This window comes from Streptomyces sp. NPDC004134, assembly GCF_042874195.1.
GTDB lineage: Bacteria > Actinomycetota > Actinomycetes > Streptomycetales > Streptomycetaceae > Streptomyces.
On the sequence record NZ_JBIAMS010000032.1, the window covers coordinates 46,003 to 60,002 of the forward strand.

A 14,000-nucleotide genomic window follows, 5' to 3' on the forward strand; every position below is an offset into this window, starting at 1 on the left:
GCCCGTCACGCCGGCCCGGCCGCCGCGAGCACCGCCCTGCGGGTCAGCACCCGGGCGAGATGCGCGCGGTACGCGGCGGACCCCGACAGGTCCGCCGCCGGACGCGTGCCCTGCGCCGCGGCCGACGCCGCCGCCGCGACCGACTCCTCCGTCGTATCGGCCCCGGCGAGCGCCGCCTCGACGGCCGCCGCCCGCACCGGCGTCGGGCCCATGCTCGTCAGCCCGATCCGGGCCTCGGCGATCCGCCCGCCGTCGTGCCGCCGCACCGCGGCGGCCACGCCGACGAGGGCCCACGCCTGCGCGGCCCGGCTGAACTTCTCGTAGCGGAAGCCCCAGCCGTCGTACTTGGGCACCCGGATCTCGGTCAGCAGTTCGCCCGGCGCCAGCACGGTGGTCAGGTAGTCGGTGAAGAACTCCCGCGCCGGCACCGTCCGCCGGCCCCCGGGCCCCTCCGCGGTCAGCTCGGCGTCCAGCGCGAGCGCCACCGCCGGCAGGTCGGCCGCGGGGTCGGCGTGGGCCAGCGAGCCGCCGAGGGTGCCGCGGTGCCGCACCGCCGGGTCGGCGACGGTGGCGGTGGCCGCGGCGAGCAGCCCGGCGTGGCGGCGTACCAGCGGGTCGGCGAGCACCTCGTGGTGGGTCGTCAGCGCGCCGATCACCAGCGCGTCGCCGTCGTCGCGTACGCCGCGGAGCCCCGGGATCCGGCCGACGTCCACGACGAGGTCGGGGAAGGCCAGGCGCATCCGCAGCAGCGGCAGCAGGCTCTGCCCGCCGGCGAGCACCTTCGCCTCCAGCCCGGCGGCCTCCGCTTCGGCCAGCGCGCTCACGGCCGCGCCGGCCGATTCGGGGCGTACGTAGTCGAATGCCGCGGGAATCATGCGGGGCCTCCCTTCCGTGCGTCCTGGATCGCCCGCCACACGCGCTCCGGCGAGCAGGGCATCCGCACATCCGTGACGCCCAGCGGGCGCAGCGCGTCGACGACCGCGCCGACGACCGCGGGGGTGGAGGCGATCGTGCCGGCCTCGCCGACGCCCTTGACGCCCAGCGGGTTGGACGTGGCGGGGGTCTCGGTGCGGTCGGTGACGAAGTCGGGCAGGTCGGGGGCGGCGGGCACGTGGTAGTCGGCGAGGGTGCCGGTGACGAGGTTGCCGTCGTCGTCGTAGACGGCCTCCTCGTACAGCGCCTGCGCGATGCCCTGGGCGAGACCGCCGTGCACCTGGCCCTCCACGATCAGCGGGTTGACGACCTTGCCGACGTCGTCGACGGCGACGTACGAGCGGATGCGGACCGCCCCGGTCTCCGTGTCCACCTCGACCGCGCAGAGGTGGGTGCCGTGCGGGTACGAGAAGTTGTCCGGCTCCACGACGTGTCCCGCGTTGATGGTCGGCTCCATGCCGTCGGGCAGGTCGTGGCCGGTGAAGGTCGCGAAGGCGACCTCCTGGATCGTCTTCGTCGCCTCCGGCGAGCCGCGTACGGCGAACGTGCCCGCCGTGAACTCCAGGTCCTCCTCGCTCGCCTCCATCAGGTGGGCCGCGACCCGGCGCGCCTTGCCGACGACCTTCACCGCCGCCTCGTGCACGGCGACGCCGCCGACGACGAGCGAGCGCGAGCCGTAGGTGTCCATGCCCTGCGGGGCGATGCGCGTGTCGCCGTGGAGCACGTCGACGTCCTCGACGGGCACGCCGAGCGCGTCGGCGGCGATCTGGCTCCAGGTGGTGGCGTGCCCCTGGCCGTGCGGGCTGGTGCCGGTGATCACCTCGACCTTGCCGGTGGGCAGCATGCGGATGCTCGCCGCCTCCCAGCCGCCGGCCGCGTACCGCAGGTCGCGCAGCACGCGGCTGGGCGCCAGGCCGCACATCTCGGTGTACGTGGAGACGCCGATGCCGAGCCGCACGGTGTCGCCGCGTTCGTGCCGCTCTTGCTGCTCGGCGCGGAGCGCGGCGTAGCCGAAGTGGGCGAGTGCCTTGTCGGTCGCGGCCTCGTAGTTGCCGCTGTCGTAGGTGAGGCCCGCGACCGAGGTGTACGGGAACTCGCCGTGCCCGATCCAGTTGCGCCGGCGCAACTCGACGGGGTCGAGGCCGAGTTCGGCGGCGAGCTCGTCCATGACGCGCTCGACGGCGTACGTGGCCTCGGGGCGGCCGGCGCCGCGGTAGGCGTCGGTGGGGGTCTTGGTGGTGAAGACGCCGGTGCAGTGGAAGGCGTAGGCGTCCATCTTGTAGATCCCCGGGTACATGAAGGCGCCGAGGATGGGGATGCCGGGGGTGACGAGCATGAGGTACGCGCCCATGTCGGCCAGCAGGTCGACCTTCATGCCGAGCAGCCTGCCGTCGCGGGTCGCGGCGACCTCGACGTCCTGGATCTGGTCGCGGCCGTGGTGGGTGGCGAGGTAGCCCTCGGAGCGGGACTCGGTCCACTTCACCGGGCGGCCGAGCCGCTTGGCGACGACGAGCGCCAGCGCCTCCTCCGCGTACACCTGGAGCTTGGAGCCGAACCCGCCGCCGACGTCGGGGGCGATGACGCGGATCTTCTGCTCGGGGATGCCGGTGACGACGGCGAGCATGAGGCGCAGGATGTGCGGGATCTGGGTGGCGGAGTACAGGGTGTACTCGTCGGCGCCGGTGGCCGCGGGGGCGGCGACGACGGCGCGGGGCTCCATGGCGTTGGGGATGAGGCGCTGCTGCACGTAGCGGCGGGTGACGACGACGTCGGCGCGGGCCCTGGCGGCGGCGTAGTCCCCGCTCGCCAGCGGCCAGTCGAAGCAGCGGTTGGTGCCCTTGTCCGCGTGTACGAGCGGGGCGCCGTCGGCGAGCGCGGCCTCCATGTCGAGCACGGGCGGCAGCGGGGTGTAGTCGACCTCGACGGCCTCCAGCGCGTCGGCGGCGGCGTAGCGGTCGCGGGCGACGACGACGGCGACGGGGTCGCCGGCGTGGCGTACCTCGACGGCGGCCAGCGGCGGGTGGTCGGGGTGGACGATGTCCTCGGTCACCGGCCAGGCGCAGGGCAGGGAGCCCAGCTCGCCGTCGAGGTCCGAGGCGCGGAACGCGGCGACGACGCCGGGGCGTTCGCGGACCGCGGTGAGGTCGAGGCGGTCGATGCGGGCGTGCGCCATCGGGCTGCGCAGCACCGCCATGTGGAGCATGCCGGGCAGGGTGATGTTGTCTGTCCAGCTCGTCCGGCCGGTGACCAGGCGCGCGTCCTCCTTGCGCGGGTGGGAGCGGCCGATGGCGGGTGCCGCCTGCTCTGCGGTGGTCATATGGCGGCCTCCCCGCCGTCGCCGGCTCCGGCATCCGCCCCTGCTCCCGCCCCTGCTCCCGCTTCGGCCGCGGCCAGGACCGCGCGCACGATGTTCTGGTAGCCGGTGCAGCGGCAGAGGTTGCCCTCCAGGCCGTGCCTGACCTCCTCGGCGGTCGGGTGCGGGTTGGCGCGCAGCAGGTCGCGGGCGGCGAGGATCATCCCGGGCGTGCAGTAGCCGCACTGCAGCCCGTGCTCCTCGTGGAAGGCGCGCTGCAGCGGGTGCCACCGGCCGTCCTCGGCCAGCCCCTGGATCGTCGTCACCTCCGTCCCGTCCGCCTGAACGGCCAGCATGGAGCAGGATTTGACGCTGGCGCCCGCCACGTCGACCGTGCAGGCACCGCAGTTGCCGGTGTCGCAGCCGACGGGTGTGCCGGTCAGGCCCAGGCGGTCGCGCAGATAGTGCACGAGGAGCAGGCGCGGCTCCACGTCGTCCTCGTAGGTCGTGCCGTCGACTGTGACCGAGATGCGGCTCATGTGCCCTCCCCGGAACGGACGGGTCCGTGGCGCTGTGATGTGCGCCACTGTAGGACCGCATCCGGGGCGGGGGAACTAGGCCGTCGTACGCAGGAATTCCCCGAGGCCCGCGACCAGCCGGTCGACGTCCTCGGCCGAACTGTACGGCGCGAGCCCCGCCCGCAGCCCGCCGCCGTCGCCGAGGCCGAGGCGGCGGGAGGCTTCCAGGGCGTAGAAGGAGCCGGACGGGGCGTTGACGCCGCGCTCGGCCAGGAAGCGGTACGCGTCCCCGGTGCTGCGGCCTTCGAGGGTGAGCAGCAGGGTCGGGGTGCGGTGGGCGGCGCGGGAGCGCAGGGTGACGCCGGGCAGTCCGGCCAGGCCGTCCTCCGCGCGCAGCCGCAGCGCGTCCTCGTGGGCTTCGATCGCCGCGTACGCCCGGATCAGCCGCGCCCTGCGGTCGCCGCCGGCGGCGGGCTCGGGGTCGAGGCCGGCGAGGAAGTCGACGGCGGCGCGGGCCCCGGCCAGCAGTTCGTACGGCAGCGTGCCCTGCTCGAAGCGCTGCGGCACCGCGTCGGTGGCGGGCAGCAGCTTGTCCGGCGCGAGGCTGCGCAGCAGTTCGGGACGGGCACCGAGCACGCCCAGGTGCGGGCCGAGGAACTTGTACGGGGAGCAGACGACGAAGTCCGCGCCGAGCGCCTCGGCGTCGACGGCCGCGTGCGCGGCGTAGTGCACGCCGTCGACGTGGACCAGCGCCCCCGCGTCGTGCGCCATCCGGGCCAGCTCCGGCACCGGCGGCCGGGTGCCGAGGAGGTTGGCGGCGGCGGTGACGGCGACCAGCCGGGTCCGCTCGGAGAGCACGGCGGCCAGGTGCCCCGGCGTCAGCTCGCCGGTGTCCGGGTCGAAGTCGCACCAGCGCACCGCTGCCCCGGCGCGCTCGGCGGCCTGCACCCAGGGGCGGATGTTCGCGTCGTGGTCGAGGCGGGTGACGACGACCTCGTCGCCGGGCCCCCACGCGCGGGCGAGGGTGCGGGCGACGTCGTACGTGAGCTGCGTGGCGCTGCGCCCGAAGACGACCCCGCCGGCGGGCACGCCGAGCAGGTCGGCGAGCGCGGCCCGGGCGCCGGCCACGATCGCCTCGGCGTTGCGCTCGGCGGCGGTGACGTGGCCCTGGTTGGACAGCGGGGCGGCCAGCGCCGCCGCCATCGCCTCGATGACGGGGGCGGGCGTCTGGGTGCCGCCGGGGCCGTCGAAGTAGGCGGTCCCGTCCTTCAGCGCCGGGATACGGGCGCGTAGTGCGGCCAGGTCGTACGTCACGGGCGGCCTCCTGCCTGGTGCCGGGGGATCACCAGTGTGCGCGCTCACCCCCGGCGCGCGGGAGACCGCCCGCGGCTCAGGCGACGGTGACCGGGTGCCGGACGACCGCGTCGAAGAGGTAGCCCTGGTCGTTGTGGACGGTCTGCGCGGGCTGGGTCCTGCCGCTCACGTCGGTGGCGCGGGCGCGTACGTCGGCGGGGCCCGGCCGTTCCGGGCGCCAGGTGGCCGACCAGCGCACCCAGCCGCCGGCGCGCGGGGCGTCGGCGAGCTTGGCGCGGCGCCAGGTGGTGCCGCCGTCGGTGCTGACCTCCACGGCCCGCACGCCGCCCGCGCCGGACCAGGAGCGGCCGGTCAGGCGGTGGGTCTCGCCGGCGGCGAGGGTGGCGTTCCAGGGCAGTTCGAAGGCGCTCTTGAGGGTCTGCCGGCTGAGCGGCTCGCTGCCCTCCGGCGGGTAGGAGGGGCCGAAGAGCCGGTAGAAGTCGGTGTTCCACGGGGAGTACAGCGGCTCGGCGGAGACCTGCACGTCGCCGACCCACTTGATGGAGGAGATGCCGACCCACGACGGTACGAGCACGCGCACCGGGTGCCCGTGGTCGGCGGGCAGCGGCTCGCCGTTCATCTCGTACGCGAGGATCACGTCGTCCAGCGCCTTGGCCACCGGCAGCGGGCGGCGCACGTGGCCGAGGTCGATCCCGTCCGCCAGGTACACGTCGTCAAGGCCGCTCGGCATCACGTCGACCGCGTGCCGGGTGAGCCCGGCCCGCCGCAGCACGTCGCCCAGCCGGGCGCCGCGCCAGCGCGCGACGCCGATCGCGCCGAGGGTCCAGGAGGTGCCCGAGACGGTACCGCCCTGCTGGCTGGCGAAGAAGCTGCGGCCGTTGCCCGCGCACTCCACGAACGCGGACCTGACCGCGGACGGCAGCGCCTTGAGGTCGTCGAGCCCGAACTCGGCTTCGCCGCCCCGCAGTCCGTCGCCCCAGACGCGCAGGCTCCAGTCGGCGGCGTCGAGCACGGGGGTGGCGGTGTGGTTGCGGACGAAGAAGCGGTCGGCGGGCGTGAGGTAGCCGGTGTCCTTCAGGGCGGGCCAGTTGGTCTCCGCGTTGGTGCCGCGGATCGTGAACAGCTCGGGCGGCAGCGGCTTGACGATGCCGGCGGCGGCCCGGGGCGCGGCCTGCGCCGCTCCCGCGGGCGTGGCGCCGAGGGCGCCCAGCGCGCCGGCCCCGCCGGCGGCGGCGAAGAGCCGCAGCATGTCGCGCCGGGCGACGCCCGGGGTGCGGGCGTCGCCGTCGAGCCACTGGCGCAGGCGGCGGCGGTCGTACGAGGTCTCGTCGGACGGCGGCGTTTTCGGCATGACGTCGATCATCCGGGCGGCCGTCCGCAGAACGCCATTGCCTGTTTGTGAAGAACTCGTGAAACCACCCGGAGGGCGTACGGGCCGCGGGCGGGGCCCGCGCGGTGGCGAACCGGGGCGCGAGTGACGAGCGTTCGTGCGAGGTACGGGTGCGGCGGACCGCGCCTGCGGGTGGATTGCGGGCACGGGGGGCGTAGCCGGGCGCGGCGCGGAGCAACTTCGGTCCGTGACACGGGAGATGACACCGCGCGCGGCGCGGCCCGCCGTACGCGCCGCCGTGCTGCTGGCGGCCCTCGCCACCGGCCCGGCCGCCGGCGCTGCCCTTGCCGCCGGCCCCGCCGCCGCCGACGCGCCGCGGACCGCCGCCGTACGGGGGTGGGCGCTGCCCGCCGACGGGTGCGTGCGCATCGGCGTGGACCTGCCGCTGGACGAGCTGGGGCGGATCGCGCGGGAGCGGGGCGTCGGGGAGGCGGTACGGCAGGGGTGCGGCAAGAAGCCCTCGCCGACGCCCACCCCCACACCGCCCGAGCCCACGCCGACCCCGACACCCACACCGAGCCCCACCCCGACGCCCACGCCGCCCCCGCCGTCGCCTGCGCCGTCGCCGCGTGCACCCGCGCCCGACCCGCCGGAGCCGGCCGCACCCGAGCCGGCCGCGCCGCCGCCCACCGTGCCCGTGGCCCCGGCTCCCGCGCCGACGCCCACCCCCACGCCCTCCCCCTCACCCAGCCGCACGCCGAGCCCGGCACCCTCCCCCACCCCTTCGCCCTCGCTGCGGCCCCTCTACCACGAGCCGCCGCCCCGGGAAGTCGACGAGGGCACCTCGCCCGTCACCAGAACGCTGCTCTTCGTCGCCCCCGCGATCCTCGCCGCCGCCGCGCTCAGCGGCTCGGGCGCGGCGGCCCGCAACCGCTCCTGACCGCCCCGCAGCCCGACCGCCGGAGGCAGCCCGTGTCCGAATGGCTCATGCTCACCCTCGCGATGGCCGCGGCCATCGCGGTCGTCGTGCTCGTCACCGTCCTCCGGCACCGCCGCCCGGACGAGGAGTTCGACCCCACCGAGACCCCCGACGTCATCGAGTACATGACGATGATGATCGGGGTGGTGTACGCGATCGTGCTGGGGCTGGCGATCGCCGGCGTCTGGGAGGCGAAGGGCAGCGCGGAGGACTCGGTGCAGCGGGAGGCGTTCGCGCTGCACGAGACGAGCGAGCGGCTCGCCGAGTACCCGGCCCCGGTGCGCGAGGAGATCCGGGCGGACATCGCGGCGTACGTCGGCTACGCGGTGCACGAGGAGTGGCCGGCGATGCAGGACGGCGAGGGGCTGAGCGAGCGCGGTGACGAACTGCTCGACGAGGTGCGCCGCGGGCTCTTCGCGTACGCGCCGGAGACCGACGCCGAGAACCGCGCCGCCTACGCGCTGGGCGACCAGATCGCCGCGGCCGAGGAGGCCCGCAACGAACGGGCGTTGAACTCGGGGCCGACGATGCCGTCGCTGGTGTGGTTCGGGCTGATCGCCGGCGGCCTGGTGGCCATGGGCATGGTCTTCGCGCTGCAGATCCAGCGCTCGGCGCGCGAGTTGATCCTCGCCGGGCTGCACAGCGGGCTGCTGGCCTTCCTGCTCTTCCTGGTCTGGGAGTTCGACCAGCCCTACGTCCGGGACTCGGAGGGCATGCTGGAGCCGTTCACCACGCTCTTCCCGAACGCCGCCGGCTGACACCCCGGCGCTCCCCCGCGTCGGTGAGGGCCGGGGCGCCGCCTCAGGTTGTAGCGTCGCCGCATGACGCACTCACCGACCGCACCGGTACCGGGCGCCGCGGGCCCCACGTTCGACATCGGCGGCGACATGCCGGTCGGCCGCATCGGCTACGGCACGATGCGGCTCACCGACCACCCCGGCATCCTCCCGTCGGAGGCGGTCATCTGGGAGCCGCCGCGGGACCGGGCCGGCGCCGTCGCCGTGCTGCGCCGCGCGGTCGAGCTGGGCGTGGGGCTCGTCGACACCGCCGACTCCTACGGCCTCGGCGCCGTCGAGGAGGTCGTCGCCGAGGCGCTGCACCCGTACCCGGAGGGGGTCGTGGTCGCCACGAAGGCCGGGCTCGCCCGGCCGGGCCCGGGGCAGTGGGTGCCGCTGGGGCGTCCCGCGTACCTGCGGCAGCAGGCGGAACTGAGCCTGCGCCGGCTGCGTACGGACCGCATCGACCTGTTCCAACTGCACCGCGTCGACGCGGACGTGCCGCTCGCCGACCAGGTCGGGACGCTGAAGGAGCTCCAGGACGAGGGCAAGGTGCGGCACATCGGGCTGTCCGAGGTCGACGTCGCCCAACTGCGCGCGGCGCGCGAGATCGCCACGATCGCCTCCGTGCAGAACCTCTACAACCTGGCGATGCGCCAGCACGAGGCCGTCGTCGACTACACCGCCGCCGAGGGCATCGCCTTCGTGCCGTACTTCCCGATGGCCGTCGGCACGCTGGCCGCGCCCGGCGGCGCGGTCGCGGAGGTGGCGGCCGAGCTGGGCGCCACGCCGGCGCAGACGGCGCTGGCCTGGCTGCTGCGGCGGGCGCCGAACGTGCTGCCCATCCCGGGCACCACGTCGCTCGACCACCTGGCGGAGAACGTGGCGGCGCGGGATGTGGCGCTGTCGGACGAGCAGTTCGCCCGGCTGTCGGCGCTCGGCGGCTGACCGGGCGGGGGGCGCTACGGGCAGCGCACGACCTGGCCGGCGTACGACAGGTTGCCGCCGAAGGCGAAGAGCAGCACCGGCGCGCCGGACTCCACCTCGCCGCGCGCCACCAGCTTGGAGAAGGCCAGCGGCACGCTCGCCCCCGAGGTGTTGCCCGACTCGGTGACGTCGGTGGCGACGACCGCCTGCGGGGCGCCGAGGCTGCGCGCGAGCGGCTCGATGATCCGCAGGTTCGCCTGGTGCAGCACGATCGCGGCGAGGTCGGCCGGCGCCACCCCGCCGCGCTCGCAGACCCGGCGGACGATCGGCGGCAGCTCCTTGACGGCCCAGCGGTAGACGGCCTGGCCCTCCTGGGCGAAGACGGGCGGCGAGCCCTCGATGCGTACCGCCGGCCCCATGCCGGGCGCGGAGCCCCACACGACGGGGCCGATGGCACCCGCGTCCTCGGGCCCGGCCGCGGGGGCGACCACGGCGGCACCGGCGCCGTCGCCGGTGAGGACGGCGGTGGAGCGGTCGTTCCAGTCGGTGACGCCGGTCAGCTTCTCCGCGGCGATGACCAGCGCGCGGCTCGCGGCGCCGGCGCGGAGGGTGTGGTCGGCCTGGGCGAGGGCGTGGGTGAAGCCGGAGCAGGAGACGTTGACGTCGATGGCGGCCGGCGAGGGGATGCCGAGCCGCTCCGCGACCCGCGCGGCCATGCTCGGCACCCGGTGCTCGGCGGTGCAGGTGGCGACCATGACCAGGTCGACGTCCTCGGTCTTGGTGCCGGCGCCGGCGAGCGCCTTGGCGGCGGCGTGCGCGGCCATCATGTCCACGGTCTCGTCGTCGGCCGCGACGTGCCGGGCGCGGATGCCGACCCGGCTGCGGATCCACTCGTCGTTCGTGTCGACGAACTTCGCCAGGTCGTCGTTCGTCAGCACCTTGCCTGGCTGGTAGTGGCCGAGGGCGAGGATCCGCGATCCGGTCATGGGCCGCCTCCGCTGGGGTGACTGGTCGTCCGCTGCCCTTCGAGTCTGCCGGGTGTGCCCCGGGTTGGGCAGTGGAGATCCAGCAAAGCGGCGGCGCGGGTCTTTGGCGGGGTGTGCCATTGCCGCGCCGCCGCCTCGCCTCCCGGGTGCCCCTACGTGAGGGACTGCGGGTAGTCGGTGATGATGCCGTCGACGCCGAGACCGGCCATCCTGCGCATCGCGCCGGGCTCGTCGACGGTCCAGACGTTGATGTCCATGCCCAGCTCGTGGACGCGGTCGACCAGGGCCTGGTCGGTGACGGTGTACTGCGGGTTGACCTGGTCCGCCCACTCGCTCAGCGCGACCAGTTCGGCCTCGGTGGGGCGGTCGGCGTCGAGGAAGCCGATGGGCACCTCGGGCATCAGGTTCTTGAAGCCCTGCGCGTCGTCCAGCTCGAAGGACTGGACGGCCAGTCGGCCGTCCGCCAGCGCGCGCTGCACGTAGCTCGGCCTGGCCTGCAGCAGCTCGGCCAGGTCGGCGGGCAGGCTCGCGTCGTAGTGCCCGCACGGGCTGATCTCGGCCAGCAGGCCGGACTTCCGGTCGACGAGGTCGATGACGCGGTCGACGGTGATGATCGGCTCGCCCGCGTACCTGGCGGAGAACCAGGAGCCGGCGTCCAGGCGGCTCAGCTCGGCCCAGGTGAAGTCGGAGACGCGGTAGCCCGGCCGGCCCGGATAGACCTCCTCGATGTCGGTGGTCCGCTCCATGCTGCAGTCGTGGAAGTTGACGAGCTTGCCGTCCTTGGTGCGCTGCACGTCGATCTCGACGAAGTCGGCGTCCTGGCGGACCGCCAGCCGGGTCGCCGCCGCGGTGTTCTCGGGCGCCACGCCGGAGGAGCCGCGGTGGGCGATGACGTCGGGCCCGGCGGGCGCGGCCTGGGCGGCGGACGCGCCGGCGAGGATGCCGGCGGCCGTCAGGGCCGCGAGGACGGGCGCCGCCCGCAGCAGGGATCTCACGAGCTTCACAATTGACCTTCGCTCTCGTGGTGTTGGTGGTGCTGCCGAGGCTGAAGACGTGACGTTAAACAAGACGGACGATCACGTAAAGGGGCCGTGGTCGGGACATGACCATGCTTGCCCGGGGGTGTCCCGGATGCTGGGATGCGGTGTGCGCGTACGGTCCCGGTGGCCGGCGGTGCGCGGGAGAGGCGGAGCGATGCGGAGCGTACGGCGCAGCGGGAAGCTGGCCGGTCTGGTGGTGCTGGCGGCGCTGGTCACGGCGCTGGGTGCCGGGTGCGGTGCACCGGGCAGGCAGGGGCCGGAGCCGGACGGCGGACCGGGGGAGCACGACGCGCCGGGCACGGAACGGGCGCGGGAGGACGGGCAGGCGCGCGAGGACGGCGACGGGCGCCGGGCGCGCGCCGTGGGCGTGGCCACGTACAACGTCTACCTGGGCGCCGATTTGAAGCCGCTGTTCGACGCGGGCAGCCAGGCCGAGCTGGTCACGCGCGCGGGCGAGGTGTACGCGGCGATGGAGGCGACGGACTTCCGCGAGCGCGCGGCGGCCCTCGCCGACCTGCTGGCGGCCCGCGCGCCCGAGGTCGTGGGGCTCCAGGAGGTGGCCCGCTGGGAGCGGGGGCCCGCGGGCGGCGAACTGACGGTCCGCTACGACTTCCTGCGGCTGCTGCTCGACGAGTTGGCGGCCCGCGGCACCCCCTACCGGGCCGTCGCCGCGAACGACAACTTCACCGGCCGGATGCCCGTCTCGGCCACCGAGGAGGCGCGGTTCACCGACCGGGACGTGATCGTCGTACGCGATGGGCCGCCCGCCTCCCGGCCGCGTACCTCGCGCGCCACCTCCGCGGCGTACGACGCGAAGGCCACCCTGCCCTCCCGGATCCCCGGCCTCTCCTTCGAGGTGCCGCGCGGCTGGTCGTCCGTGGACGTCACGGTGCGCGGCGGCACGTTCCGCTTCGCCACCACCCACCTGGAGGCGTTCGGCACCCCCGAGGTGCGCGCGGCCCAGGCCCGCGAGCTGGCCGCCGCGCTCGCCGTCTCGCCGCACCCCGTCGTCCTGACCGGCGACTTCAACTCCCGCCCCACCGACGCCTCCGGCGCCTACGGGATCCTCGCGGAAGCCGGGTACGCGGACGCCTGGACCGCGGCGGGCGGCGGCCCGGAGGGCGGCTGGACGGCGGGGCAGAGCGGATCGCTGCTGGCCGGGAACGAACTCTCCCACCGCATCGACCACGTGCTGTACGCCCCGGACGGCGTGCGGGCGGTCGCGGCGGAGGTGGTCGGCGACCGGGAGGCGGACCGCTCGGCGCCGACGGGGTTCTGGCCGTCGGACCACGCGGGGGTGGTCGCCGAACTGCGGCTCGGCGGGCGGTAGACGGCGGCGGCCGGCGTCTCAGCCGCGGCCGTCCTCCCGCGGGGCGTCCTCCGGCCCGGCGTCCTGCTGCACGGCGTCCTGCTGCACGGCGTCCTGCTGCACGGTCCCCGCCTCCGGCGCCTCCTGCCGCGGCAGCACCGCGCCCGCGGCCGTACGCCAGCGGTCGAGGAACTCCTCCGCGCGTGCCCGCGGCCAGCGCGGCTCGTACGTCCTGCCCGGCGTCCACCGCGGCACCGCGTCCGCGGCCGGCAGCTCCGGCTCCAGCGCCATCCGGGCCAGCGCCGCCGCCCCGAGGGCGGTGGCGTGCGGCGAGGGGTAGACGTCGACGGGCACCTGCGCGAGGTCGGCCTGCGCCTGCATCAGCGTGCGGCTGCGGGTCAGCCCGCCGTCCACCCGCAGCCGGGTGAGCGGGCCGCCGAGATCGGCGGCGACCAGCCCGGTGACCTCCGCGACCTGGGCGGCGACGCCCTGCAGCACGGCGAGCACCAGATGCTCGCGGCGGCTGGCCAGCGTCAGCCCGGCGAACGACGCGGTGGCCTCCGAGCGCCACCAGGGCGCGGCGAGGCCCGCGAACGACGGCACGCACACCACCCCTTCGGCGTCCGCCGCCGCCACCTCGTCCAGCTCCGCCGCCGAGCCGACCAGGCCCAGCTCGGTCAGCCAGCGCACCGCCGAGGCCGCCGCGTACACCTGGCCGTCCACGCAGTACGGCGTGGCGCCGCGGGCCCGCCAGGCGACCGACGTGGTCAGCCCGGAGCCGGAGCGCACCGCGGCCTCGCCGGTGTTGGCGAGCAGGAACGCCCCGGTCCCGTACGTGCACTTGGCGGTGCCCGCGGTCAGGCAGCCCTCGCCGAACAGCGCCGCCTGCTGGTCCACCACGAGCCCGGCGACCGGCACCTCGGCGCCGAAGGCGGCGGTCGTGCCGGCCACCTCGTCGCAGGCGGTGATCCGCGGCAGCTCGGCGGGATCGAGACCGAAGAGGGCGACCAGCTCGGGGTCCCAGTCGACGGCGTCGAGGTCGAGCAGCAGCGAACGGCTCGCGGTGGCCGCGTCGGTGACGTACGCGCCGGTGAGGTGGTGCAGCAGCCAGGTGTCGGTGGTGGTGACGACGCCCTCGCGGACGCCGTTCTCCCGCAGCCAGGCCATCTTCGGGGCGGAAAAGTACGGGTCGAGGACCAGCCCGGTGCGCCGGGCGACCCACTCGGCGGCGTCCGCGCGCGCGTCGCACTGCCGCTGCGACCTGGAGTCCTGCCAGCTCACGGCACGGGACAGCGGCTTGCCGGTGGTGCGGTCCCAGGCCAGCACGGTCTCACCCTGGTTGGCGAGCGCCACGGCGTGCACCGGCCGGCCCGCGGCCGCCACGGCCTGCCGCCCGGCGGTCAGCACCGAGGCGAGCAACTGCGCCGGGTCCTGCTCCACCCCGCCGCCCGGCAGGTAGTCGGGCGTCACCGGCACCTCGGCGACGGCGACCACGCCGCCGCCGTCGCCGCCGTCCGGTGCCTCCGGATCGACGACGAGGGCCTTGGTGCCCGAGGTGCCCTGGTCGATGGCGAGCACGGTCGTCATGGCGGGGC

General features: G+C 75.5%; 12 protein-coding genes. 4 read left to right on the forward strand and 8 right to left on the reverse strand.

Going from position 1 to position 14,000, the window contains the following annotated elements; genetic code table 11:
- Nucleotides 1-5: 5 nt before the first annotated feature.
- The 5 genes from ACFYVJ_RS30630 to ACFYVJ_RS30650 all read right to left on the reverse strand — a co-directional run bounded on the left by ACFYVJ_RS30630 (nt 6) and on the right by ACFYVJ_RS30650 (nt 6,421).
- A complete protein-coding gene (locus ACFYVJ_RS30630; protein ID WP_388898364.1) occupies nt 6-875 on the reverse strand; it encodes an FAD binding domain-containing protein in 870 nt (289 codons plus the stop codon).
- Nucleotides 872-3,250 carry a xanthine dehydrogenase family protein molybdopterin-binding subunit gene (locus ACFYVJ_RS30635; protein WP_388898366.1) on the reverse strand — a complete coding sequence of 793 codons (2,379 nt, stop codon included), beginning with the start codon at nt 3,248-3,250 and terminating at the stop codon, nt 872-874. Before ACFYVJ_RS30635 ends, ACFYVJ_RS30630 begins: the two co-directional genes overlap by 4 nt.
- Complete coding sequence (locus tag ACFYVJ_RS30640) at nt 3,247-3,765, reverse strand: (2Fe-2S)-binding protein (protein WP_388898368.1); 519 nt, start codon at nt 3,763-3,765, stop codon at nt 3,247-3,249. The genes ACFYVJ_RS30635 and ACFYVJ_RS30640 overlap by 4 nt, the downstream gene beginning before the upstream one ends.
- 75 nt (nt 3,766-3,840) lie before the next feature.
- A complete protein-coding gene (locus ACFYVJ_RS30645; RefSeq protein WP_388898370.1) occupies nt 3,841-5,058 on the reverse strand; it encodes a cysteine desulfurase-like protein in 1,218 nt (405 codons plus the stop codon).
- A gap of 76 nt (nt 5,059-5,134) precedes the next feature.
- Nucleotides 5,135-6,421: a sulfite oxidase gene (locus ACFYVJ_RS30650; protein ID WP_388898372.1), complete on the reverse strand. Its 1,287-nt coding sequence runs from the start codon at nt 6,419-6,421 to the stop codon at nt 5,135-5,137.
- A gap of 214 nt (nt 6,422-6,635) precedes the next feature.
- Here ACFYVJ_RS30650 and ACFYVJ_RS30655 point away from each other — a divergent pair, with 214 nt between their 5' ends.
- From ACFYVJ_RS30655 to ACFYVJ_RS30665, 3 genes are all read left to right on the forward strand, one after another.
- Nucleotides 6,636-7,328, forward strand: a complete 693-nt coding sequence (locus ACFYVJ_RS30655) for a hypothetical protein (RefSeq protein WP_388898374.1) — start codon at nt 6,636-6,638, stop codon at nt 7,326-7,328.
- 32 nt (nt 7,329-7,360) lie between these two features.
- Nucleotides 7,361-8,125, forward strand: coding sequence for a hypothetical protein (locus ACFYVJ_RS30660; protein ID WP_388898377.1), 765 nt, complete (start codon nt 7,361-7,363; stop codon nt 8,123-8,125).
- Between the two features lie 63 nt (nt 8,126-8,188).
- The gene (locus ACFYVJ_RS30665) at nt 8,189-9,091 is read left to right on the forward strand and encodes an aldo/keto reductase (RefSeq protein WP_388898380.1); all 903 of its coding nucleotides are present in this window, start codon (nt 8,189-8,191) and stop codon (nt 9,089-9,091) included.
- A 14-nt stretch (nt 9,092-9,105) separates the two neighbouring features.
- Here the strand turns inward: ACFYVJ_RS30665 and ACFYVJ_RS30670 are convergent, their stop codons facing one another.
- Together ACFYVJ_RS30670 and ACFYVJ_RS30675 are read right to left on the reverse strand one after the other, a co-directional pair.
- Nucleotides 9,106-10,056, reverse strand: a complete 951-nt coding sequence (locus tag ACFYVJ_RS30670) for a beta-ketoacyl-ACP synthase III (RefSeq protein WP_388898382.1) — start codon at nt 10,054-10,056, stop codon at nt 9,106-9,108.
- Between the two features lie 152 nt (nt 10,057-10,208).
- Nucleotides 10,209-11,060 (reverse strand): glycerophosphodiester phosphodiesterase, encoded by an 852-nt coding sequence (locus ACFYVJ_RS30675; protein ID WP_388898385.1) that lies wholly within the window; start codon nt 11,058-11,060, stop codon nt 10,209-10,211.
- A gap of 190 nt (nt 11,061-11,250) precedes the next feature.
- On the opposite strand from ACFYVJ_RS30675, the gene ACFYVJ_RS30680 reads away from it, so the two are divergent.
- The gene (locus ACFYVJ_RS30680; protein ID WP_388898388.1) at nt 11,251-12,426 is read left to right on the forward strand and encodes an endonuclease/exonuclease/phosphatase family protein; all 1,176 of its coding nucleotides are present in this window, start codon (nt 11,251-11,253) and stop codon (nt 12,424-12,426) included.
- 18 nt (nt 12,427-12,444) lie between these two features.
- On the opposite strand, the gene ACFYVJ_RS30685 is transcribed toward ACFYVJ_RS30680, so the two are convergent.
- On the reverse strand, nt 12,445-13,992 hold the full coding sequence (locus tag ACFYVJ_RS30685; RefSeq protein WP_388898390.1) for an FGGY family carbohydrate kinase: 1,548 nt from the start codon (nt 13,990-13,992) through the stop codon (nt 12,445-12,447).
- Nucleotides 13,993-14,000 lie beyond the last annotated feature (8 nt).

Excerpts from the sequence above, each read along its gene's own strand:
- ACFYVJ_RS30685 (WP_388898390.1), bottom strand. The coding sequence starts at position 13,992 with ATGACGACCGTGCTCGCCATCGACCAGGGCACCTCGGGCACCAAGGCC.
- ACFYVJ_RS30640 (WP_388898368.1), bottom strand. The coding sequence starts at position 3,765 with ATGAGCCGCATCTCGGTCACAGTCGACGGCACGACCTACGAGGACGAC.
- ACFYVJ_RS30630 (WP_388898364.1), bottom strand. The coding sequence starts at position 875 with ATGATTCCCGCGGCATTCGACTACGTACGCCCCGAATCGGCCGGCGCG.
- ACFYVJ_RS30665 (WP_388898380.1), top strand. The coding sequence starts at position 8,189 with ATGACGCACTCACCGACCGCACCGGTACCGGGCGCCGCGGGCCCCACG.
- ACFYVJ_RS30670 (WP_388898382.1), bottom strand. The coding sequence starts at position 10,056 with ATGACCGGATCGCGGATCCTCGCCCTCGGCCACTACCAGCCAGGCAAG.
- ACFYVJ_RS30650 (WP_388898372.1), bottom strand. The coding sequence starts at position 6,421 with ATGATCGACGTCATGCCGAAAACGCCGCCGTCCGACGAGACCTCGTAC.
- ACFYVJ_RS30680 (WP_388898388.1), top strand. The coding sequence starts at position 11,251 with ATGCGGAGCGTACGGCGCAGCGGGAAGCTGGCCGGTCTGGTGGTGCTG.
- ACFYVJ_RS30635 (WP_388898366.1), bottom strand. The coding sequence starts at position 3,250 with ATGACCACCGCAGAGCAGGCGGCACCCGCCATCGGCCGCTCCCACCCG.